The 19,853-nt window shown below is 72.4% G+C and carries 21 protein-coding genes and 1 tRNA gene; 13 read left to right on the top strand and 9 right to left on the bottom strand.

Translation table 11 applies throughout. The annotated features are described in order from the left end of the window. The first annotated feature begins 30 nt into the window (after positions 1–30). From ODJ79_RS03575 to ODJ79_RS03550, 6 genes are all read left to right on the top strand, one after another. The gene (locus tag ODJ79_RS03575; RefSeq protein WP_263021845.1) at positions 31–525 is read left to right on the top strand and encodes a MauE/DoxX family redox-associated membrane protein; all 495 of its coding nucleotides are present in this window, start codon (positions 31–33) and stop codon (positions 523–525) included. Beyond that, on the top strand, positions 522–1,265 hold the full coding sequence (locus ODJ79_RS03570) for a DsbA family protein (protein WP_263021844.1): 744 nt from the start codon (positions 522–524) through the stop codon (positions 1,263–1,265). The genes ODJ79_RS03575 and ODJ79_RS03570 overlap by 4 nt, the downstream gene beginning before the upstream one ends. Continuing rightward, positions 1,262–2,263: a hypothetical protein gene (locus tag ODJ79_RS03565; RefSeq protein WP_263021843.1), complete on the top strand. Its 1,002-nt coding sequence runs from the start codon at positions 1,262–1,264 to the stop codon at positions 2,261–2,263. Before ODJ79_RS03570 ends, ODJ79_RS03565 begins: the two co-directional genes overlap by 4 nt. Further along, positions 2,260–2,736 (top strand): thioredoxin-dependent thiol peroxidase, encoded by a 477-nt coding sequence (gene bcp / locus ODJ79_RS03560; RefSeq protein WP_263021842.1) that lies wholly within the window; start codon positions 2,260–2,262, stop codon positions 2,734–2,736. The genes ODJ79_RS03565 and bcp overlap by 4 nt, the downstream gene beginning before the upstream one ends. Positions 2,737–2,922: 186 nt before the next feature. Beyond that, the gene (locus ODJ79_RS03555) at positions 2,923–3,810 is read left to right on the top strand and encodes a helix-turn-helix domain-containing protein (RefSeq protein ID WP_263021841.1); all 888 of its coding nucleotides are present in this window, start codon (positions 2,923–2,925) and stop codon (positions 3,808–3,810) included. A 50-nt stretch (positions 3,811–3,860) separates the two neighbouring features. Beyond that, a tRNA-Leu gene (locus ODJ79_RS03550) sits at positions 3,861–3,943 on the top strand. A gap of 7 nt (positions 3,944–3,950) precedes the next feature. Here ODJ79_RS03550 and ODJ79_RS03545 read toward each other — a convergent pair. Next, positions 3,951–4,157: a hypothetical protein gene (locus ODJ79_RS03545; protein ID WP_263021840.1), complete on the bottom strand. Its 207-nt coding sequence runs from the start codon at positions 4,155–4,157 to the stop codon at positions 3,951–3,953. Positions 4,158–4,226: 69 nt separating this feature from the next. Between ODJ79_RS03545 and ODJ79_RS03540 the strand changes: the two genes are divergently transcribed. Genes ODJ79_RS03540 through ODJ79_RS03530 form a run of 3 tightly spaced genes read left to right on the top strand, consistent with a single transcriptional unit; the run spans position 4,227 to position 6,162 of the window. Beyond that, a complete protein-coding gene (locus ODJ79_RS03540) occupies positions 4,227–4,883 on the top strand; it encodes a helix-turn-helix domain-containing protein (RefSeq protein ID WP_263021839.1) in 657 nt (218 codons plus the stop codon). Continuing rightward, a complete protein-coding gene (locus ODJ79_RS03535) occupies positions 4,883–5,167 on the top strand; it encodes a DUF3887 domain-containing protein (protein ID WP_263021838.1) in 285 nt (94 codons plus the stop codon). The genes ODJ79_RS03540 and ODJ79_RS03535 overlap by 1 nt, the downstream gene beginning before the upstream one ends. Positions 5,168–5,205: 38 nt before the next feature. Further along, positions 5,206–6,162 (top strand): alpha/beta hydrolase family protein, encoded by a 957-nt coding sequence (locus tag ODJ79_RS03530; RefSeq protein ID WP_263021837.1) that lies wholly within the window; start codon positions 5,206–5,208, stop codon positions 6,160–6,162. Here the strand turns inward: ODJ79_RS03530 and ODJ79_RS03525 are convergent. Then, positions 6,144–6,680 (bottom strand): TetR/AcrR family transcriptional regulator, encoded by a 537-nt coding sequence (locus tag ODJ79_RS03525; protein ID WP_263021836.1) that lies wholly within the window; start codon positions 6,678–6,680, stop codon positions 6,144–6,146. The two genes, ODJ79_RS03530 and ODJ79_RS03525, sit on opposite strands and share 19 nt — an antisense overlap. 23 nt (positions 6,681–6,703) lie before the next feature. Here ODJ79_RS03525 and ODJ79_RS03520 point away from each other — a divergent pair, with 23 nt between their 5' ends. Then, the gene (locus tag ODJ79_RS03520; protein ID WP_263021835.1) at positions 6,704–7,129 is read left to right on the top strand and encodes an SRPBCC family protein; all 426 of its coding nucleotides are present in this window, start codon (positions 6,704–6,706) and stop codon (positions 7,127–7,129) included. 70 nt (positions 7,130–7,199) lie between these two features. Here ODJ79_RS03520 and ODJ79_RS03515 read toward each other — a convergent pair whose 3' ends face one another. Then, positions 7,200–7,697, bottom strand: coding sequence for a hypothetical protein (locus ODJ79_RS03515; RefSeq protein WP_263021834.1), 498 nt, complete (start codon positions 7,695–7,697; stop codon positions 7,200–7,202). A 39-nt stretch (positions 7,698–7,736) separates the two neighbouring features. On the opposite strand from ODJ79_RS03515, the gene ODJ79_RS03510 reads away from it, so the two are divergent. Then, positions 7,737–8,258, top strand: coding sequence for a GNAT family N-acetyltransferase (locus tag ODJ79_RS03510; protein WP_263021833.1), 522 nt, complete (start codon positions 7,737–7,739; stop codon positions 8,256–8,258). A gap of 129 nt (positions 8,259–8,387) precedes the next feature. Here the strand turns inward: ODJ79_RS03510 and ODJ79_RS03505 are convergent, their stop codons facing one another. The 4 genes from ODJ79_RS03505 to ODJ79_RS03490 all read right to left on the bottom strand — a co-directional run bounded on the left by ODJ79_RS03505 (position 8,388) and on the right by ODJ79_RS03490 (position 14,828). Continuing rightward, the gene (locus ODJ79_RS03505; protein ID WP_263021832.1) at positions 8,388–9,302 is read right to left on the bottom strand and encodes an expansin EXLX1 family cellulose-binding protein; all 915 of its coding nucleotides are present in this window, start codon (positions 9,300–9,302) and stop codon (positions 8,388–8,390) included. Positions 9,303–9,384: 82 nt separating this feature from the next. Then, positions 9,385–10,179: an MOSC domain-containing protein gene (locus ODJ79_RS03500; RefSeq protein WP_263021831.1), complete on the bottom strand. Its 795-nt coding sequence runs from the start codon at positions 10,177–10,179 to the stop codon at positions 9,385–9,387. A 17-nt stretch (positions 10,180–10,196) separates the two neighbouring features. Then, entirely contained in the window at positions 10,197–13,157 is a 2,961-nt protein-coding gene (locus ODJ79_RS03495; RefSeq protein WP_263021830.1) for a LodA/GoxA family CTQ-dependent oxidase, read from the bottom strand. A gap of 48 nt (positions 13,158–13,205) precedes the next feature. Beyond that, the gene (locus ODJ79_RS03490) at positions 13,206–14,828 is read right to left on the bottom strand and encodes a S8 family peptidase (protein WP_263021829.1); all 1,623 of its coding nucleotides are present in this window, start codon (positions 14,826–14,828) and stop codon (positions 13,206–13,208) included. A 79-nt stretch (positions 14,829–14,907) separates the two neighbouring features. Here ODJ79_RS03490 and ODJ79_RS03485 point away from each other — a divergent pair, with 79 nt between their 5' ends. Then, on the top strand, positions 14,908–15,918 hold the full coding sequence (locus ODJ79_RS03485; RefSeq protein WP_263021828.1) for an NAD(P)/FAD-dependent oxidoreductase: 1,011 nt from the start codon (positions 14,908–14,910) through the stop codon (positions 15,916–15,918). Here ODJ79_RS03485 and ODJ79_RS03480 read toward each other — a convergent pair. Further along, a complete protein-coding gene (locus ODJ79_RS03480) occupies positions 15,915–18,854 on the bottom strand; it encodes a helix-turn-helix transcriptional regulator (protein ID WP_263021827.1) in 2,940 nt (979 codons plus the stop codon). The two genes, ODJ79_RS03485 and ODJ79_RS03480, sit on opposite strands and share 4 nt — an antisense overlap. A gap of 154 nt (positions 18,855–19,008) precedes the next feature. On the opposite strand from ODJ79_RS03480, the gene ODJ79_RS03475 reads away from it, so the two are divergent. Beyond that, positions 19,009–19,584 carry an adenylate/guanylate cyclase domain-containing protein gene (locus tag ODJ79_RS03475; protein WP_263021826.1) on the top strand — a complete coding sequence of 192 codons (576 nt, stop codon included), beginning with the start codon at positions 19,009–19,011 and terminating at the stop codon, positions 19,582–19,584. 8 nt (positions 19,585–19,592) lie between these two features. On the opposite strand, the gene ODJ79_RS03470 is transcribed toward ODJ79_RS03475, so the two are convergent. Then, positions 19,593–19,772, bottom strand: coding sequence for an ABC transporter permease (locus ODJ79_RS03470; RefSeq protein WP_317620631.1), 180 nt, complete (start codon positions 19,770–19,772; stop codon positions 19,593–19,595). Positions 19,773–19,853 lie beyond the last annotated feature (81 nt).

The raw sequence follows: 19,853 nt of genomic DNA, 5'->3' as shown, positions 1-19,853 counted from the left end.
GGTGACGACTTCGACCAACAGGGCGTGACGATGGAAACGAGGCAGTTGTCTGCCCCGAGGACGGCGGTCTGGCCGTGGATCTCCACGGTGGCACGGCTCGGCCTCGCCGCGGTCTTCCTGACCGCGGGACTGCTCAAGGTGGACGATCTGGCCGCCGCCGGCCGCGCGGTGAACGCGTACCGGCTGTTCTCCTACGACACCGCCAAGGTCATCGGTGCGGTCCAGCCGTTTCTGGAGATCGCGCTCGGCCTGCTCCTGCTGATCGGCCTGGCCGTCCGCCTCAGCGCGGCCATCGCCGCGGTGCTGCTGGTGGTCTTCATCGCCGGGATCGTGTCGGCGTGGGCCCGCGGGTTGCAGATCGACTGCGGCTGCTTCAGCAAGGGCGGCGACCTGGCCGCCGGGCGCACCGCGGAGTACGGCCGGGAGGTCCTGCGCGACGTCGGCTTCCTGATCCTCGCCGGACTTCTGCTGGTCCAGCCGCGCACCAGGTTCTCGCTGGATGGGCTTTTGATGGGAGAACGATGAGCAAGGCACAACGGGACCGCGCCGCGGCCCGGCGGATCGTCGAGCAGCAGAAGGCGGCCGCCAAGCGCCGTCAGGTGACGATCTGGACGTCGGTGGCCGTGGTGGCCGTACTGGTGATCGCGGGGTTGATCGGGTTCGGCATCTACGCCAACCAGGCGAAGACCACCGCCGACAAGGTCGTCACGCCGAGCGTCGCGGTCGACGGGGGCACCGCGTTCGCGATCGGCACCGGGCCGGTCACGATCGACCTGTACGAGGACTTCATGTGTCCGATCTGCCACCAGTTCGAGAACGACGCCGAGGCGACGATCAACCAGTTGGTCGCCGACAAGAAGGTGACCGTGCGGTACCACACGGTGGCGATCCTCGACGAGTCCTCGAACGGCACGAGGTACTCGACCCGGGCGGCCGGCGCCGCGGCCGCGGCGGCTCAGGATGGCAAGTTCAAGGAGTTTCACGACGTCCTCTACGCCAACCAGCCGCAGGAGGGCAGCAGCGGCCTCACCGACGCCAAGCTGATCGAGCTGGGCAAGTCGGTCGGCCTCGGCGACACGTTCGCCACGGCGGTCACCGACAAGACCTATGACCCGTGGGTCGCCACGGTCACCGACACGTTCGCGTCCCGCGGCTTCACCGGCACGCCTACGATCGTCGTCGACGGCAAGCAGCTGACCGGCCCCAACGGCTCGGTACCCACTCACGACCTGCTGGCGAAGACCGTGGAGGCGGCCCAAGGGTGAGACGCCTGATCCATCTGGTGGTCGTGGCCGGCGCGCTCCTCGCGCCGGCCACGCCCGCGTACGCGCACGGCGGCGACACCCCCGACGCGACCGCCTATCGCACCCGGATCACCGGGATCAGCACGCCCGAGCCGGGGTTGCGAGTCCGCACGGTCGAGGCCGGAGCGCGGCTCGAGCTGAGCAACACGACCGGGCACTCGGTCGAGGTGCTCGGCTACTCCGGCGAGCCGTACCTGGACATCCGTCCCGACGGCACCTGGCAGAACGTCAACTCGCCCGCGGCGTACCTCAACGAGACCTCGAGCGGCGACCACCCGGTGCCCGCCGCCGCGGATCCCACCGCACCGCCCAGTTGGCGAAAGCTCTCGTCCGCGACCACGGTGCGCTGGCACGACCGGCGCACCCATTGGCTCAGCCCCGGCCTGCCGCCGGCGGCGGCCGCCGATCCCGCGCACGCGCATCGCCTCCGCGACTGGAGTGTTCCGCTGCGCGAACAAACCCGGGTCTTCGCGATCGACGGCACCCTCGACTGGCAGCCCCCGCCGCGTACCGGGCTCTGGTGGGCTTTCGCCGGGCTGCTCGCCGTGCTGACTTTCGCCCTGCTCAGACGGTGGCCAAGGACACTGCGGCCGGTTGCGCTCATCGGTGGTCTTTGCCCGCTTGCGTACGCCGTGAGCACCATCCTCGACGGCGTCGCCCCGTCCTCGGCTCTGGTGCTGGCCGGGCTGCTCTCGCTCGCCGCGGCGTTCCGGCATCCGCCGTTCTTCCTGGCCCTCTCCGGCGCCTGTCTGGCGCTGTTCGCCGGATTCGCGCAGACCGCCGTGTTCGGGGCCGCGGTGCTGCCCACGGCCGGGCCGGCCACGCTGTCCCGGGCCTTCGTGGCGGTGGCGCTCGGCGTCGGCGTCGCGATGACCGCGACCGGGGTGATGCGCCTGCGTGCGACCCCGCCTCCGGTCCGCCCGGAAGTGTCGGCGGATCGGACTATGGTCGTCGCATGACTGAGACCGCCCGACTCGCCGCCGGCGACGACGCGCCCGACTTCTCGCTGCCCACCGACAACGGTGACCGGCTCACCCTCAAGGACCTGCGCGGCCGCAAGGTCGTGCTGTATGCGTACCCGGCCGCGATGACCCCCGGGTGCACCACCCAGGCGTGCGACTTCCGCGACTCGCTGGCGTCGCTGCGCGCCGCGGGCTACGAGGTGATCGGCATCTCCCCCGACGCGCCGGCCAAGCTGGCCAAGTTCCGCGAGCGCGACGCCATCACGTTCCCGCTGGTCAGCGACGAGGACAGGAGCGTCCTGACGGCGTACGGGGCGTTCGGCGAAAAGCAGAACTACGGCCGCACCGTGCAGGGCGTGATCCGCTCGACCTTCGTGATCGACGAGGACGGCAAGATCGAGCGCGCCCTCTACAACGTGAAGGCCACCGGCCACGTCGCCAAGCTGCGCCGCGATCTCGGAATCGACTGATCGATTTTCCGCAGGTCGGCCCGTCGGCTGCCGATCATTCACGGCAAGTCACTCCGACCGACAGGTTCCGGTCCCCCTGTCCCACGGCGGCCGTCATGCGGTATCGATCCGCGAGGCGGCCGCCGTGCCGGAGATGCCGACCAGATATCTGACGTTCCCGTCATACCCGGTCGGTACGTTACGACCATGCCGTACGTGAAATACACCCGCGAGGTCCTCGCCGAGGCAGTCGCCGCGTCCACCACGATGGCCGGCGTGCTTCGTCACCTCGGTATCCCGCTCAACGGTGGCGCGCACGCCCATCTCCGCCGCCGGATCGCCCACTGTGGCATCGACACCTCACACTTCGTCGGCAGCGGCCACGCCCGCGGCGCGGTCAGTCCACGCCGCCGACCAGCCGCCGAGATCCTGGTCTTGCGAACGCCCGAGGCCAAGCGCCAGTCGCCGACTGTGCTGCGCCGCGCGTTGGAGGAGGCGGGCCGGCCGTACCGATGCGCCGCTTGCGACATCGGCGACGTGTGGAACGAACGCCCGCTGACCCTCCAAGTCGATCACGTCGACGGTCGCTTCTGGGATTGCCGGGCGGAGAACCTTCGATTCCTCTGCCCGAACTGCCACACCCAGACGGCGAACTATGCCGGCCGCAACCGGCCGCGACATCGTGTTCCGCTGACCCGCGTCGACGACCTCGGTGAGCCCGTCGGGCCGCCGGCGAGCGAAAACAAGCTGGAGATCCTCGCCCTTGTCGGGCGGCGCGAGATGACGGTCGCCGACGCGGCGCGGGCGATCGGGTGCAGCCCCGGCCACGTGTATGAGCTGCGGCGTCGGTTCGCCGAGCGGGGGTCGCTCGAGCCGGCGCCGCGGAGGCCGCGCCCGCGGGTCGCGCACCGTGCCGAGATCGTCGCGTTCGCGCTGGGACATCCTCTGCTCGGGCCGCGCAAGATCGCGATCGCGCTAGGGCGCCGCGAGCCCGGGCCGATCGTCGTCCCGGGCAGTACGGTCGCCACCATTCTTCGCGAAGCGGGCCTCGGCACTCAGCAGGACCGGATCGACGCGGCCGTGACCATGGCTTGACCTGGGACCGTTTAGACTCTCCTCAACGAATGGCCCGTGTGGCGATTCGGGCGGGAGTGGCGAAATGGCAGCCGCGCGGGTTTTAGGTGCCCGTGTCCGAGAGGACGTGGGGGTTCGAGTCCCCCCTTCCGCACCGCGACTCACTGCTTGCCGCAGGCCAGGTAGAGAAACGGGCCGAACGGGAACGCGAAGATGATGACCAGTGCCCATGCGTCGCGGGTGAGGTAGCGCAGCCGCGCGTCGCTGGTCTGGCGCAGGTCGGCCAGGCAGCGCAGGTCAAACCACACGATCAGGGCGCCGATCGCCAGCACGCTGATCAGGGCCGTGAAGAGATCTGCCTCGGTCACCACGCATCCCTACCAATCTCAAGAACGATAATGCTATCGTTGCTGATACCGGTTGGCTAGGGGGACAGCGTGGCGTCGGCGGATCTGCTGCTTCATCCCGTACGGCTGCGGATCGTGCAGGCATTTCTCGGGGACCGGGCGTTGACCACCGGGCAGCTGGCCGCGGAGCTCGCCGACGTGCCGCACGCCACGCTGTACCGCCAGGTCGCCCGCCTGGTCGAGGCCGGCGTGCTGCAGGTGGTCGCCGAGCAGTCGGTGCGCGGGGCGACCGAGCGCACGTACGTGCTGCGCGCCAGCGCCGCCCTGATCACGGCCGACCAGGTCGCGGCGATGAGTCGCGAGGACCTGCGCCAGGCGTTCCTCGCGTTCGTGGCGACCCTGATCGGCGACGTCGACCGCTACCTGGCCCGCGACCACGTCGACCCGATCCGCGATCAGGCGAGCTTCCGGCTGGCCGGACTGTGGCTCGACGACGACGAGTTCGCCACCCTGCTGGGCGACCTCCTGCGCGTCTTGCAGCCGGCCGCCGCCAACCCGCCCCGCGCGGGCCGCAAACGCCGCATCCTCGCCACCGTGCTCCTTCCCGGCGAGGACGCGAATCACCCAGAGGACGCGAATCACCCAGAGGACGCGAATCACCCAGAGGACGCGAATCACCCAGAGGACGCGAGCCACCAAGAGGACGCGGACGACCGAACCACCGAGCGGAAGCCGAGGACGTCCTGATGCCGACCTCACCCGCGGACACCGGCGCGAAGCTCGTGGAGCTGCTGCGGGCCGGCCGGTTCGCCGAGATTCCCGACATGTTCCCGCCGAACCTGCGCGTCCTGGTGACGCCCGAGACGATGCGGGCCGCGTGGCAGGCCGAGCTCGACCGGCACGGCGCGGTCAGTTCGATCGGCGAGCCGGTGATCGAGCTGGCCGGCGCCACCGGCACGCTGGTCCGGGTGCCGGTGACCCTGGCCGGCGGCGCGGTGACCGTGCTGGCCTCGGTCCCGGCGGCTGGCTGACGTCGCTGCAGATCGCCGGGCCGGAGGCGGCCCAGCCGATGCAGGAGTGGCAGCCGCCCGGATACGTGGATTCCGGCGCACTGTCCGAGGAGGACGTGACGGTCGGCGACGGCCCCCTCGCCGTCCCCGGCACCCTGACCCGGCCGGCCGCGCCGGGACCGCACCCCGCGATCGTGCTGCTCGCCGGTTCCGGGCCGCTGGACCGGGACGAGACCATCGGGCGGAACAAGCCGTTCAAGGATCTCGCCTGGGGCCTGGCCACCCGGGGCATCGCCACGCTGCGGTTCGACAAGGTCACCTTCGCCCACCCCGGCCTGGTCGCCGCGGCCGCCGGCTTCACCGTGAACGACGAGTACCTGCACCATGCCCTCGCCGCCGCCGAGCTCCTGCGGCACCGGCCGGGCGTCGACCCGGAGCGGATCTTCATTCTCGGCCACAGCCTCGGCGGCACCGTCGCCCCGCGGGTCGCCGCCGCCGACCCGGCCCTCGCCGGGCTGGTCATCTTCGCCGGCGGAGCGCAGCCGATGCACTGGTCGGCGGTCCGGCAGTTCCGCTATCTCGCCTCGCTGGACCCGGCCACCGCCGCCGCCTCCCAGCCGCTCATCGACACGGTCACCCGGCAGGCCCGGGCGGTGGACAGCCCCGATCTCTCCCCCGGCACACCCGCCGGCGAGCTGCCGTTCGGTGTGCCCGCGTCGTACTGGCTGGACCTGCGCGGCTACGACCCGGCCGCGACCGCCGCGACGCTCGGCAGGCCGATGCTGATCCTGCAGGGCGGCCGCGACTACCAGGCGACCGTCGACGACGACCTGGCCCGCTGGCGGGCCGGCCTCGCCGATCGCCCCGGCGTCACGATCCGCGTCCACGACGCCGACAACCACCTGTTCTTCACCGGCGACGGACCATCCCGACCGGCCGAGTACGAGGCGGCCCAGCACGTGGACCAAGCCGTGGTCGCCGACATCGCCGAATGGATTCACACGGTGCCCTCGTAAAGGCGGACGAACACCTCGTACGCCTCGTCGACCTCCTCCCGCGGCGCCCCGGCCAGCAGGTCGAGCAGCAGGCCGCGGGAGACCGCGACGCCCAGCCGCAGCGCGGCCCGATCGACCGGCAGGCCCGCCGCCGACGACGCCGCCGACGCGTCGTCCAGCCAGGGCGCGGTCAGCGCGTCACGCGGCTCGGCCTCGCTGCGGCTGGACAGGGCGAAGACCTCGAAGAAGAGGCGCACGAAGGGGCGCAGCTCGTCGCTGGAGACCTGCCGCCAGAGGGCCGTCATCACCTCGCGCGGGGTGCCACCGGCCATGGCCGTCATGGCCGCCCGCTGCCGAGCCTCCATCGCGGCGACGATCGCCGCGAGCAGGCCTTCCCGCGAGCCGAAGTGGTAGATCAGCATCCGATGGCTGGTGCCGGCGCTCGCGGCGATCTCACGCAGGCTGCGGTCGGCCAGGCCGTCCTTGGCCACGGCCGTCATGACCTTGGCCAACAGGGCTTCGCGGGCTTCAACGGGCATGTACCAAATGGTACAGTGCCGGTATGTACCGAGAGCACAGCACCGTCATCAGCGCGCCGCCGCCGGTGGTCTGGCGCCTCACCACCGACGTCGAGCGGTGGCCGTCCTTCATGCCGACCGTGCAGGCGGTCACGCTGCTCGAGCCGGGCCCGCTGCGGGTGGGCAGCTCGGCGCGGGTCAAGCAGCCGGGCCAGACCGCCGCGGTGTGGACCGTCGCCACGATCACGCCGGAAACCGAGTTCACCTGGGAGACCCGGCGGATGGGCCTGCGCATGATCGGCCGCCATCTGCTGGCGCCGACCGGCGACGGCACGCGGAACACGCTGTCGATCGAGGTCACCGGGCACGGCGCCGGCATCTTCGCGATGCTTTTCGGCAGCTTGATCGCCCGCACCATCCAGCGGGAGAACGAGGCCTTCCAGCGAGCCGCCGGCCAGGTGGCCGCCTGACGCGAACGGGCGCCGGTGCCCGAATCCGCGCACCGGGACGTGGCGGCGGCCTCGCGCACGGCCCGCTCGATCATCCGCTGGTGAGCGCCCGCAGGAAATGGGCGGCCGCCGACACGTCCACCATGGCCAGGACCAGCGCCACCATCGAGCCGTCGGTGAAGGTCACCTCGACCCGGCCCCACTGCAGGAAGAGCCGGCCACGACGGCGGACGCTTCGGATGGCGGCGCGAGGGACGGCCATCAGCGGGCGGAAGTGCGGCGGGCTGACCCGGTCGTTGTCGAGCAGCAGCAACCGCCGGTCGGTGACCGCCCAGTCCAGGCTGGTCACCTCGCGGGCCTGCAGGACACGCTGGGTGCGCCGGCCCCACGAGCCGGTGGCCGGCGGGCCGGACCGCAGCCGGTCGCGGCCGTAGCGCAGGCCGGTCCAGTCGACGCCGGCGATCAGCGCGGACTCGAACACGCCCGGACGGCGCACGTGGACCGGGCCCATGGCCAGCAGCCGCTCGTCGGTGTCGAGCACCTCGGCGACCGCCTCGCCGTAAATCTTGACCGTGTCGATCAGGGGCACGCCGGGCACACTATCCGGTCACGACGAGATGATGGCGCCATGCCTGTGGAGTTCGTGGTGGATCCGAAACTGACCGACGACCTGCGAGCGCGGATCGTCGCGCTCTGGGTGGAGGTGACCAATGCCGGCGGGGCCGTGGGCTTCGTCAGCCCGGTGTCCGCCGAAACCGTCCGGCCGGTCGCCGAGCAGGCGTTCGACGGGGTCGCGGCCGGGATCGACCGGCTGATCCTGGGTCTGGACGGCGAGGAGGTCGTGGCGTTGCTGTTCGTGGTGGACAACCGGTTCGATCTGAAGGATCACTGGCGGGTGCTCAAGCGGGTCATGGTGACGCCGCGCGGGCAGAAGCGCGGGCTGGGCGCGGCGCTGATGCGCGCGGCGGAGACGCTCGGCCGCGCGGCGGGGCTCGCCGCGTTGCAGGTGACCGTGCGGGGCGGCACGGGGACCGAGAACTTCTACGCCAAGCTCGGCTATCGGGAGGTCGGACGGCTGCCGGGCGCGTTGCGGGTGGGACCGGGCGACGACCGGGACGAAATCCAGATGTGGCTGGATTTACCGGCATAAACCGAAGGCCGCCGGACGGCGACGCCCTGGGGGTGAGGGGGCGTCACCGCCGACGGCCAGCGGTCCGCACGCAGCCCGGGTGGGGGTCCGAGGCGCGGCGGAAGTGGGGCGCGGAAGTTGGAGAGGGCGTCAGCCGCAGGTCTGACGAGCGCCCGCGGCCAGGTCGACCGCCTGTTGCGCGGGTGGCAGCGCCACGTCGGTGGCCGGCGCCTCGACCGCGGTCACCTCCGGCGACGGCGCGGCCGCCGAGCGCACCGGGGCGGCCGAGGCGGTGGACGGGGTGGCGGCCTTCTTCTTCGCGGCCTTCGCCGAGGAGGACGCCACGCTGACGCCGCCGCCGACCAGACGCGCGGACGTCTTCTGGGTCGCGCCGGGCGAGAGCTTGATGCCGCCGACGGTGACGCTGTGCCCGTACCCGTCGCTGATCTTGATCTTGAATGGTCCGCTGCCCGCGCCGGCGTCGACGACCCAGTAGTTGTAGTCCTCGCGGTGCGTGGTCTTGCCGTTGACGGTGACCGACTTGAGCTGGTTGCCGTGGTTGTCGATGAGCACGGCCAGCCAGTACCGCGAGGAGCCCTCCTTCACCCGCACGGAGATCGGGCCGGGGGTGGTCACGCCGGTGACGGTCTTGTAGGTGATCGGGATGATCCCGTCGACCTCGTTGCCGATCTTCTTGAACGCCGTGCGGCTCAGGTCGAGGTGGCCGGCGGCGCACTCCGGGCAGGAGTCGGTGACCTTGACCCGCACCTTGCCCTTCGGGCCGGTGACGTCCAGGTACGTGCCGCAGGCCGCGCCCGCGGAGTATTGGTCCGGGCCGAGCGCGACGAACAGGTCATCGGCCGGCGAGGACGGGAACGAGCAGTTGCCGGTGCCGCCGCCCAGGTCGTAGAAGGTCGCCTTGCCGGACTTCGCCGAGGTGGACGGCGGCGCCGCGCAGGCCGCGCCGGAGTTCTGCAGCAGCAGCGCCGCGCCGAGGGCCGCGGCGAGAGCCACGGCGCCGCCGGCGGCGAGCCAGCGGGGGGACAGCAGGCGGCGAGGGATCACGCTGAGGGATCCTTCGCGGCGGACCGGCCCCGGGCAACCTTCCTAAGACAGACCTAAGGCATCTGCGGCCCGCTTCACTCGATCAGTCGAGAACAGTCACCGCGTCACCTACGCGCAGTGAGCCGAGAACCTCCGGAACGATGTTGAGGGCGAACAGCAGGCCGTCCTCGAAGCGCCGGTGCTTGCCCAGCGCGAAGAGCGGCTCCCGGCCCTTCTCGCCGGTCTCCTGGTCGGTCGTGATGACCACGCAGCGCGGACAGCCGGGCCCGGCCCGCAGCACCACGTCACCGATCTGGAGGCGCACCCCACGGGCCGACCAGTCGTCCTCGGCCCACCTGTCCGCGCCGGCGATCACCAGGTTCGGCCGGAACCGGGTCATCGGCACGGGCTCGTCCAGCCAGTGGTTCAGCGCGTCCAGCGAGGCCTCGTTGGCCAGCAGCATCGGATAGCCGTCGGCGAAGCTCACCGGTCCGCCCGCCGGGTCACGCCCGCCGATCGGACGGGTGCCGGCGTCCGCCTGCCACACCAGCCGAGCCGGCGCGCCCAGGAACTCACTGCTCCACTCGCTCTCGGCGAGCCGAGCGGGAGTCGGCAGGTGGCCGGAGAAGACCCGGACGAACTCCTTGGGCCCGTCGACCGGCTCGTCGACCGAGAGGCCGGGCAGGCCGGGCGCGGCCAGCTCGAGGCCGCCCGGCCGGGTGCGGACCCGCAGCTGGGTGAGGCGCGGGTGTTCCCGCTGGGTGAACGCGACGCCGTCGGCGTCGATCATCGCCCACCGGCGATCACCGGCGAGACCCCACGGCTCGACCTGCGCCACGTCGTGGTCGATCCGGTGACAACCCTTGACCGGGTACGTGTGCAGTGAGGCGATCCGCATCCTGCCAGCCTTTCACGTCAGTGCGCGGCGCCGTGGCCCAGCAGCGTCCCGCGCGGGTGCTTGCTCACCTCTTCCGCAGAGGACGAGAAGGTCAAATGCGGCACGTCCCCCACCGGCTCGGCGGGCTGCTCGGCCGGCGCGGTGGGCTTGGCGGCCGCGGCGAACGGGCTCGGCGGCACCCGGTCGGCCGCCGCCGGCTCGGCCAGGCTGCGGATCCAGTCGGCCCAGGCCTGCTGCTCGTCGGCCGTGAACACCTTGTACATCCGGCCGCCGAACTTCATCTGCTGCAGGAACGGGCTGTTGTCCGGGTCTCCGGGTAGCACCTGGCCGTTCTGCCGGAGCAGGTCGAGCAGCTGACCCGGGTTGTCGAACAGGTTGTTGCTCATCCCGTCCCCGGCCCCGCCGTGGTTGAGGGCGCCGTACCGCTTCTTCTCGTCGATCATCGCGAGCACCCGGTCGCGGGCGCGGGACGGGACGAGCAGCTTGTCGACGAGGTCCTGGCCGAGCGTGCCGGTGATCCGGAAAGCCACGTAGCCGTTCCAGATCCGCTGCCACTGGCCCTGCCGTACGTCCTCGTCGGCGAAGCCGGACAGGTAGCGCTTGACCGCGCGCTTCGCGATCGCGCCGTGCCCGACGTCGGCGTTGTCGATCGCGACGTGCAGCCGGTAGTAGGTCGAGTCGAGCCCGAAGTGCTCCAGCAGCCGGGCGGTGGTGACCAGCTCCACCGACTCCCACTCGAACATCATCGTCATGCCCAGCAGCTCGGGCAGGAACTGGTCGGTGAACTGGGAGACGACCAGCTGGAACAGCGGCAGCGTGAACGACGACTCGAGCAGGGTCGGGTCCTGCGCGAACTCCTTGCTCGTGATCGGCGCGGTGGTGATCCCGGCGTCGGCGAGGGTGTGCGTGAAGATGTTGGCGTGGTTCTGCGCCGGGTTGCCGGCGCCGACCTCGTCCACCCAGATCTGGGTGAGGAAGCCGGTGAGGTCGTTGATCGGGCCGATGGTGGCGACGTTGCGCAGCCAGACGCCGTCGGTCTGGTTGAGCGGGCCGGACTGCCGCAGCCGGTCGACGGTGTCGGCGTGGGTTTTGAACGCCCGGTCGTTCGCCGGGTCGTACTTCGCAACCCGGTCGACCATGTCCTGGTAGATGCTGTCCAGCCGGGCGTCGAAGGCGCGCTCCTCGTACCGGAAGGGTCTGAGATCCGAGTCGATCATCGGGTCGTGCTGGTACGCGGCGGCCGTCTCGAGGAAGTCGCGGGCCAGCTTCCACGCCGTCGGCCCGAAGTCCGGGTACTCGTGCGGGTTGAGCATGATGTGGAAGTAGTCGCGGTCGCGCAGCCCCGCGTACGGCGCGCGCTCGGTCTCCACCAGCACCCCGCTGTCGTCGGCGGCCGGCGTGACGAAGCCGAGCCGCGACCACTCGTTGACCATTTCGCGGTGCCTCCTGTCCGAGCGCCGGCTCGCATCCAGCGAGGTCGGCAGGGAATCGCCGATGCCGCGGTCCCAGCGCACGCGGGGGAACGCGGTCGTGCTGATCGGCCGGCGGGGGTTGTCGCCGTCCGGGAACAGCGCCGCGGTGACCGCGAGGTAGTCCTGATCGGCGATCACGTCGTCCGGGCGCTGGGCCGGCCACCAGAAGTGCCGGCAGTCGGTGAAGTCGGCCTGCCACGGCACGGCCATCCGCTCGGTCATGCACCCCGGCGGCTGGTCGCTCCGGAACCGGAAGGCCTGGGCGTACGTCTGGGGATCGCGCACCCGCGAGCTCATCTCGATGCCGGGGAAGAACGGCCCGCCCACGCACGCCTCGAGGGCCGCCCGGTCGAGCGCGGCCGGCTCGGTCGGCGGCTCCTGCGGCACTCCCGCGACGAACTGGCCGTCGGCCCACTGGGCCAGCCGCCGGTACTGCAGCCTGGTGACGGTGAACCAGGTCTCCGGCCGGCCGGGCGTCGCCGAGCCGCGGTCACCGGACAGCTGCGGCATGAAGGCGGCGGTGGCCTGCCGTTCGGCGGTCGCCTCGTCGGCCTCGTCATGCGGCTGGCGGATCACCGCGAAGACCTGGCGGCGGGCCTTGGCGCCCTTCTCCCCCGGGTCGCCGAGCAGGGCCAGATGGTCGCGCTCGAAGAAGTCGCCGACCCGCTCGGTGCCCCGGCCCAGGTCCACCGCCCGGCGGTGGCCGCGGGTCGCGGACTGGTTGACCCACTGGTAGCCCATCGCGCGGGCCAGCACCGGGGCGATGTCCCGCTCGAACGAGACCTCCTTGGCATCGGCCGTGAGGGCGTGCTCGACCGCGACGTCCTCCATCACGTCGTAGAGGGTGACCAGGTTGCCGACGGCGGGCGCGAAGTCGGGCGGGGCGACCACGATCCACGCGCCGCGGACCTCGATCGCCTGGCCGTCCTTGGTGACCGTCGCGGTGACCGGGCCGTCCGCGGTGTCGTCGTGCCAGCCGTCGTTGTCGGCGAAGCTGGGCAGCGGCTGGTCCTCGGGCACCGAGCCGGAGTGGCCGGAGCCGCCGAGCACGATCAGCCGGCCCTCGTCGTCGGTGCGCAGCTCGCCGAGCGGCACCGGCTTGCCGAGGAACGTTCCGGTGTCGAAGGCGACGCCGGCGGCCTGGCGGCCGGTGATCGTACGCGGACCGGGGTCGATCACCAGCGAGGCGCGATCGGCCACCGAGGCGTTCCGCTTACCGGAGCCCGTGAACGGCTGGGCGGCCGCCTTGCCGTTCACGAGGTGGACGGTCCAGGCGATCTCGGCGTCGTCGGCGGTGAGCTCGCCGATCACGGTGTCGCTCTCGTCGTACGCGAAGACGCGGAACCGCACCGCCTGGCGCTTCACCCGCCCGGCCTGGTCCTTGTAGGACGCGGGCGACTCCTCGGCGCCCGGCCGCTCCGGGCCGAGGAAGTATTCGTCCGGGCTGTCGCCCACCCGGGCCACGCCGACGGCCGGGTGGATGGCACAGTACGCGATCCGGCTCATGGGTCTCACGCTTTCGAAGCTGGGGTCGCGCGCGTATCGGGAGATCTCTCAGTTGTTCGCGACCGAAACACTTAGGGCTCGCTTGGCGGCAGCCGGCTGGGACAGGGCGAGGCGGACCGCCGCCGCGGCGTTCACCCGGCCGTAGCCGTAGCGGTTGCTGTGCCCGTTCTCGTCGTACTCGGTGGCATTGTCGTCGATCCGGTCGGCCGAGGCACGCAGCAGGTCCTTCACCTCGTCCCAGCGCAGGCCGGGGTTGGCCGACAGGATCAACGCGGCCACCCCGGCGACGCCCGGTGCGGCGCTCGACGTACCGCCGAACGAGTTCGTGTAGTCGCCCGCGGCATCGCCCAGCGACTCGTCGCCGGCGTTGTACCCCTCCCGGCCGCACCGGTCGGTGGTCCAGATCCCGGGAGTACGCGACGGCGAGCCGTTGCTGCTCGGGAAGCTGCACCAGAGGGCCGCGCCGTGATCGCTGTACCGGCTCTGCCGGCCCAGATCGTTGCAGGCGGCCACGGCGATGACCTTGTCGTAGCTCGCGTACCCGTCGTTGTCGACGCTCTCCGCGCCGTTGCCGGCCGCCCAGGTGATCACGCAGCCCTTGCCGTCGCGGCCGTGCGCGATCGCGTACTCGATCGCCAGCCGGGTGTTGTCCGGCAGCGGCACCACCTGGTTGTGCGTGGGGTCGGTCGGGTCCCACCAGCGGCCGTCGGCCGGGCCCCAGCTGCACGAGATCACGTCGGCGCCGTGGTCGGCGGCCCAGACGAACGCGTCCGCCTCGTCCTGCGAGCCGAGCCCGGAGACCAGCCGCACCGGCATGAGCCGCGCGCCGGGCGCCACCCCGGACGCCTTGTCCACACCGTCCGCGCAGGCCACACCGGCGCAGGCGGTGCCGTGGTTGTCGCCGTCGCCGGGCCGCGGGTCGTCGCCGCGCGGCCGGCTCACCGAGCGCGGGGCGACCAGCTTGCCGGCCGAGCCGAACTCGGCGTGCGTGACATCCAGCCCGTCGTCGATCACGCAGACCACGATGCCCTCGCCGCGCGAGTCGGCCCAGGCCTCGACCACGTGGGCGTGCTCGACCACGTCGACGCCCTTGACCACCGTGGGGCCGAGGTGCCACTGCTGCGGGAACCACTGCCGGCGGCTCACCTCGCGGACCAGCTCGGGGTGGCACAGCTCCACCTCGTCGCGGTCGAGCAGCCGCTCGGCCAGCGGAAACACCTCGCGACCGACACCCGTCGGCGCGGCCGTGAAGTACGCGTTGGGTGCCGCACCGACCAGCCGCTTGACCGTCAGGCCGGCCTCGCTCAGCAGCGCCTCGCACTGCGCCGCGGTCAGGTCGTCGCGGAACTTCACGAAGACGTTCTCGGTGTAGACGACCGGGGCGCCGTACTGGTCGCGCAGGCCCCGCCCGGCGAACTCGACCTCGGGGTCCTCGTTGAGCACGACGGCGATGGTCGGCGCGTCGCCTACCGGGGACGCATACACCCCGACGCCCGCCTCGGGGAAACCGAACAGCGGGGTCAGGCGGTCCTGCGCGGTGCGGCTGGGCGAGGACAGCGGGGAGACGTCGTGCCGTGCGCCCCGGCGCACCGACCGGATGACCACCAGGTCCTCGTTGTCCTCCAACTCCAGGCGAAACCCGGAGCCGCCCCCGAATCGGCAACTGAGCATGGCACGCTCCCCTCTCATCGGTCTTCATGCGACCACTCCGCCGTGGCGGTGACAGCCTGGTTCGCGACAGACTGGCGAGGTGAAACCTGACCGGGTCGCGGTGCTGGGCTGCGGGCCGGCCGGCGCGGCCGCCGCGATCACCCTCGCGGCCCGGGGAGTCGACGTCGTGGCGATCGATCCGCGACCGGCCGGCGAGTGGGAGCCGGGCGAGGGCTTGCCGGCGGCGGCCGGCGCGGCGCTGCGCAAGCTCGGCCTGTGGCCGTCCTTCCAGGCCGGGGGCCACCTGCCGAGCAGCGGCTTCGTCTCCTGCTGGGGCTCGGACGAGCCGGCGTTCCGGCCCGCACTGCTTGATCCCCGTGGCCCCTCCTGGCAGCTCGATCGGGTCCGCTTCAACCAGATGCTGCGGGACGCCCTGGGCCCAGCCCTTCCGCACCGAGTCACCGAGGTGCGGCGGAATGGCCCGCTTTGGACCATCTCGCTGCCCGGTAAACCACCAATTTCCGTAAATTTCATTATAGATGCCACGGGCCGGAGCGGACGCCTGCGGCGCTCCCCCCGCCGCGTCGACAGCCGGCTCGTCGGGATCACCGCGCTAGTGCCCGACCCCTCGCCGGACGACGCGGCCGGCCTCGTCGAGGCGGTGCCGGAGGGCTGGTGGTACGCCTCCCGCGTCCCGGGCGGGCGGATGGTGGTGGCCCTGTTCACCGACGCCTCGATCGCCGGCACGATCGACTCCTGGCCCGACCTCTTGGCGAAAACGGCACTGGTCGGGCCACGCGCGCGGTGGCCGCGCCCGGACCGGCTGCGCACCGCGGCGGCCGGCAGCTCGGCCCTGGAGCGCGTCGCCGGCCCCGGCTGGGTCGCGGTCGGCGACGCCGCCTGCGCGCACGACCCGCTCTCCTCCCGAGGTCTGCACGATGCCCTGACCAGCGGAACAGCCGCGGCCGAGGCAATCGTCGCCAACAGCGTTCCGGCGTACGCCGCGCAGATGGCCGCCACCTACCACGCCTATCTCAAGGACCTCGGCTGGTATTACCGCCGGGAAACCCGCTTCCCCGACTCCCCGTTCTGGCGGGCCCGGCAGCGTTAGGCCAGGTGCAGGCGGTGGGCGATGGCCGCGGCCTCGACCCGGTTGCCGGCGTTCAGCTTGCCCAGGATGTTGGAGACGTGCACGCTGGCCGTGCTCTCGCTGATGAACAGCGTGCGAGCGATCTCCCGGTTGCGCCGCCCCTCCTTGAGCAGCGCCAGCACCTGAAGTTCCCGGTCGGTCAGGTGGAAGGGCCGCTCCGGCTCGACCGGCGGGATGTCGGCGGCGGCGCCGAGGTCGAGCCGCGCCCGGTCGGCCAGCGCGGTGATCTCGCGCAGCAGCGTGCGGGCCTCCAGCAGCTCAGCGGCGTCCCGAGCCGAGCGCAGCACCTCGGCCGCCCGCGGATCCCGAGCGCGGACCAGCTCCTCGGCCTCCCGCCAGCGCGCGTACGCGCCGGCGTGCGGCCGGGCCAGCCGACTCCACCCGGCCGCGACCTCGCCCCACGCGTCCGGGTTGGGCTCGCCGCCGGTCAGCCTCGCGAACTCGGCCTCGCCCATCGCGGCGTCGATCGCCGCCTCGGGGAACGATCGCTGCCGTACGCCCATCCGCTGCCAGAGCGACGCCGCCCGGTCGCGCAGGCGCTCACCGCGGACGCGTACCTCCTCCACCCCGGACCGGCCGCCCGCCCGGCGGCGTTCCGCCTCGTCCGCCTCGATCCGCAGGCCGAGCACGCAGAGCGCCACCGCCTGCTGGTCGTCGCCGTGCGCGCCGACCACCTCCAGGCCGGCCGCGACCTCGGCGCGAGCGGTCTCGTAGTCTTCCAGCCACATCGCGCGGGCCGCCGCGGCGGCGTGCACGAGACCGTGGTCGAGCGGGTCCTCGTCGTGCTTGAGCTGCTCGAACGCCTGCTTGAGCTGCTGCGCGGCCTCCTCCGGCCGGCCGCGCGCGGTGGCCAGCTCGGCCAGCACCACATAGGTCATCAGCGCCCGCGCGGCCGCGTGATGGCTCGCCAGCTGCCGCTCGGCCACCTCCTCCGCCTGCCGCCAGCGGCCGTTGCGATACAGCACCAGCACCAGCGAATCGAGCATGTCGAACATCGGCGGGAACATCAGGCCCAGATCGGCGCTCCACAGCAGCGCCTCCTCCGCGGTCGCCACCGCCTCGCTCGACCAGCCGATGAAATCCAGGGCCAGACACAAATGGTTGTACGTGACGCAGATGCCCTCCACGTCGTCCTCGTCCCGGGCCACGCGCAGCGCCTCGCGCATCCGGCCGATCCCGGTGGCCGGCTCGCCGTGCATCGCGAAGTGCCAGCCGGAGGTCTTGAGGCCGAGCACCTCCTCACGCTTGCGGCCGGACGCCCGGGCCAGCTCGAGCGTCTCCTCCCAGAGCGGCGCCGAGTCGGGGTAGAGGCCGCGCACCGACAGCGAGTTGGCCAGCGCCGCGGTGACCCGGGCGCGTTCGGCGAGCGCGTCGCTGGTCGCGAGCAGGTGGTACGCCTTGGTGAAGGCGCGCAGCGCGCGGGCGCCGTCGACCCGGTCCAGGTACGTGCCGAGCGCCTCGTGCAGCAGCGCGCGGGCCACCACGTCCTCGCGCGGGGTCGCGGCCAGGGCCTCCTCCGCGAGGCGGACGGCGCTCTCGTGCTCGCCCGCGTCGTGCGCGCAGCGCGCCGCGGCGGAGAGCAGCTCGGGCCGGGTCAGCCCGGCCGCCGCCGGGTCGTCCACCTCGTCGCAGAGCCCGATCGCCCGGGTGAAATAGGTGAGCCCCTCGCGGAACGCCCGCACCTCGACCGCGGCCCGCCCGGCGGCGACCACCGCGGCCAGGGCTTTCGGCAGGTCACCGGTCTCCTCCCAGTGGTGCGCGACCACCGCGGTGGCGGTCGAGCGCGGCCGGTCGCCCAGCTGCGGCCGCTCGGCGAGGGCGGTGGCGACCCGGGCGTGCAGCCGGGCCCGCTCGCCGGGCAGTAGGTCGGAGTAGACCGCCTCGTGGGCGAGCGCGTGCCGGAAGCGGTACGCGTTGGGGCTCGTGTCCGGCTGCAGCACGCGGTTGGCGGCCAGCTCGCGCAGGGCCGCGAGCAGCTCCTCCTCCGGCAGCTCGGTGACCACGGCGAGCAGCGGGTAACCGATCCGGCGGCCGACCACCGCGCAGATCCGCAGCACCGCCTGCGCGTTCGGGGTGAAGGTCGCGACCCGCAGCAGCACCACGTCGCGCACCCGGGCCGGCACCTCGGGACCGAGGCCGCGCGCCTCCAGCAGCTCCTCGGCGAAGAACGCGTTCCCGCCCGAGCGGTCGGCGATCTCGTCGACGATCGCGCTGGGCAGCGGGTTGCCGGCCTGGTGGGCGAGCAGCAGGCCGAGGTCGCCCGCTCCGAGCGGAGCCAGCGGCAGATGGTTCATGAACGGGCCGCGGAGCAGCTCGACCAGGGCGGCCGGCAGCGGGCCGGCGGCCGGCTCGTCGTCGCGGTAGGTGACCACCAGCAGCACGCGCTCGCGGCGCAGCGCCACGGTCAGGAAGCTGAGCAGGTCGAGGGTGGACTGGTCGGCCCAGTGCACGTCCTCGATCACCAGCAGCACCGGCGCCTCCTCGGCCAGCCGGCCGAGCAGGGCGAGGAAGACGTCGAAGAGCCGGGCGTCCGGCGCCCGGTGTGCCTCGTCCGGCTCGGGCCAGAACATCTGGTCGAGGCTGGCGAACCGGGGGCCGGCCAACGCCGTCAGCGACTCGGCCGACCGCTCGCGCAGCAGGCGGCGCAGAGCGTCGAGAATCGGACCGTACGGCAGGCCGCCCGAGCTGATCCGGAAGGAGGAGCCGGCCAGGACCTGGCCGCCCTGCGCGAGGACCCGCTCGATGCATTCCTGCACGAGGCGCGTCTTGCCTACGCCGGCCTCACCGGAGATCAGGAAGCCGGCGGCCTGACCCTCGCGGACGTCGTCCCAAGCCGCGCTGACCTCAGCGAGCTCAGCCTGCCGTCCGACCAAGGGGGAGAGTCGTCTCCGCCGCACGCCAGGAGTATGCCAGCCGGTGCCAAGCCCGGGCATCGCCTTTCCCGTCCGGGGTAAGGGTGCGGGTCGCTTGATCCTAGGTGTTTGCCGGACACATTACGGCCGCGCCGGGGTCACCCTCATTGTCGGAAACCTTACTGGGGGAGGTTACGCCATGGTCAACCACATCGGACAGACCGCACCGCGGCGCCGGCAGGTGGCCGTGCTCTTCGCCGACATCTGTGGGTTCACCCGCCTGGTCGAGAGCGTGGAGCCGGAGGCGGTCTACCGCATCATGCGGCCGCTCCTGGACGACCTGGTCGGCTGCGTGCACGCGTACGGCGGGGAGGTTCAGCAGGTGCTGGGCGACGGTTTCATGGCGGTCTTCGGCCTGCGCCGCAGCCTCGGCGACGAGGGCGAGCGGGCCACCGCGGCGGCCTGCGCGATGCTGAGCGCCGGCCGCCCGGGCCGGCCGGACGTGCACGTCGGCGTCGAGTGCGGCGAGGTGCTGGTCACCCGCTCCTGGGAGCCGGCCTGCTTCGGCGTGTGGGGGCGCGCGGTCAACCTCGCCCAGCGGCTGTGCACCGAGGCCGGGCCGGGCGAACTGGTGCTCGGGCCGAACGCGTACGCGGGGGCCGGCCGCCTGCCCGGGCCGGCGGACGAGGCGCTGGTGCGGGTGCGCGGCGTCGCCAACCCGGTCCCGGCCCATCGGGTCACGATCCTTCCCACCGCGCTGCCGGTGGCCGCCTGAAGGGGCGGTCAGGGGGCCAGCAGCGCCTCGGTGGGCGCCATTCTGGCGGCGCGCAGGGCCGGGTAGAAACCGGCCAGGCCGCCGATCACCAGGGTGGCGCCCACCCCGCCCGCCATCGCCCAGGCCGGTACCACGGTCTGCCAGTCCTGGGCGGACGCGAAGATCGCGGTGAGGCCGATCCCGGGCACGATCGTCAACCACCAGGACTCGCATCGCCACTCTCCCCGGCCTCCGGGACAGCGTACGAATGACATGGTCACACGCCCGTC

This window comes from Actinoplanes sp. KI2 (assembly GCF_025630775.1).
Classification (GTDB): domain Bacteria; phylum Actinomycetota; class Actinomycetes; order Mycobacteriales; family Micromonosporaceae; genus Actinoplanes.
The sequence above is the reverse complement of the archived record's forward strand: the minus strand, read 5'-3'. Positions and strand labels throughout refer to the sequence as shown.

Excerpts from the sequence above, each read along its gene's own strand:
- ODJ79_RS03575 (WP_263021845.1), top strand. The coding sequence starts at position 31 with ATGGAAACGAGGCAGTTGTCTGCCCCGAGGACGGCGGTCTGGCCGTGG.
- ODJ79_RS03570 (WP_263021844.1), top strand. The coding sequence starts at position 522 with ATGAGCAAGGCACAACGGGACCGCGCCGCGGCCCGGCGGATCGTCGAG.
- bcp (WP_263021842.1), top strand. The coding sequence starts at position 2,260 with ATGACTGAGACCGCCCGACTCGCCGCCGGCGACGACGCGCCCGACTTC.
- ODJ79_RS03555 (WP_263021841.1), top strand. The coding sequence starts at position 2,923 with ATGCCGTACGTGAAATACACCCGCGAGGTCCTCGCCGAGGCAGTCGCC.
- ODJ79_RS03535 (WP_263021838.1), top strand. The coding sequence starts at position 4,883 with ATGCCGACCTCACCCGCGGACACCGGCGCGAAGCTCGTGGAGCTGCTG.
- ODJ79_RS03530 (WP_263021837.1), top strand. The coding sequence starts at position 5,206 with ATGCAGGAGTGGCAGCCGCCCGGATACGTGGATTCCGGCGCACTGTCC.
- ODJ79_RS03525 (WP_263021836.1), bottom strand. The coding sequence starts at position 6,680 with ATGCCCGTTGAAGCCCGCGAAGCCCTGTTGGCCAAGGTCATGACGGCC.
- ODJ79_RS03520 (WP_263021835.1), top strand. The coding sequence starts at position 6,704 with ATGTACCGAGAGCACAGCACCGTCATCAGCGCGCCGCCGCCGGTGGTC.
- ODJ79_RS03510 (WP_263021833.1), top strand. The coding sequence starts at position 7,737 with ATGCCTGTGGAGTTCGTGGTGGATCCGAAACTGACCGACGACCTGCGA.
- ODJ79_RS03500 (WP_263021831.1), bottom strand. The coding sequence starts at position 10,179 with ATGCGGATCGCCTCACTGCACACGTACCCGGTCAAGGGTTGTCACCGG.
- ODJ79_RS03495 (WP_263021830.1), bottom strand. The coding sequence starts at position 13,157 with ATGAGCCGGATCGCGTACTGTGCCATCCACCCGGCCGTCGGCGTGGCC.
- ODJ79_RS03490 (WP_263021829.1), bottom strand. The coding sequence starts at position 14,828 with ATGCTCAGTTGCCGATTCGGGGGCGGCTCCGGGTTTCGCCTGGAGTTG.
- ODJ79_RS03475 (WP_263021826.1), top strand. The coding sequence starts at position 19,009 with ATGGTCAACCACATCGGACAGACCGCACCGCGGCGCCGGCAGGTGGCC.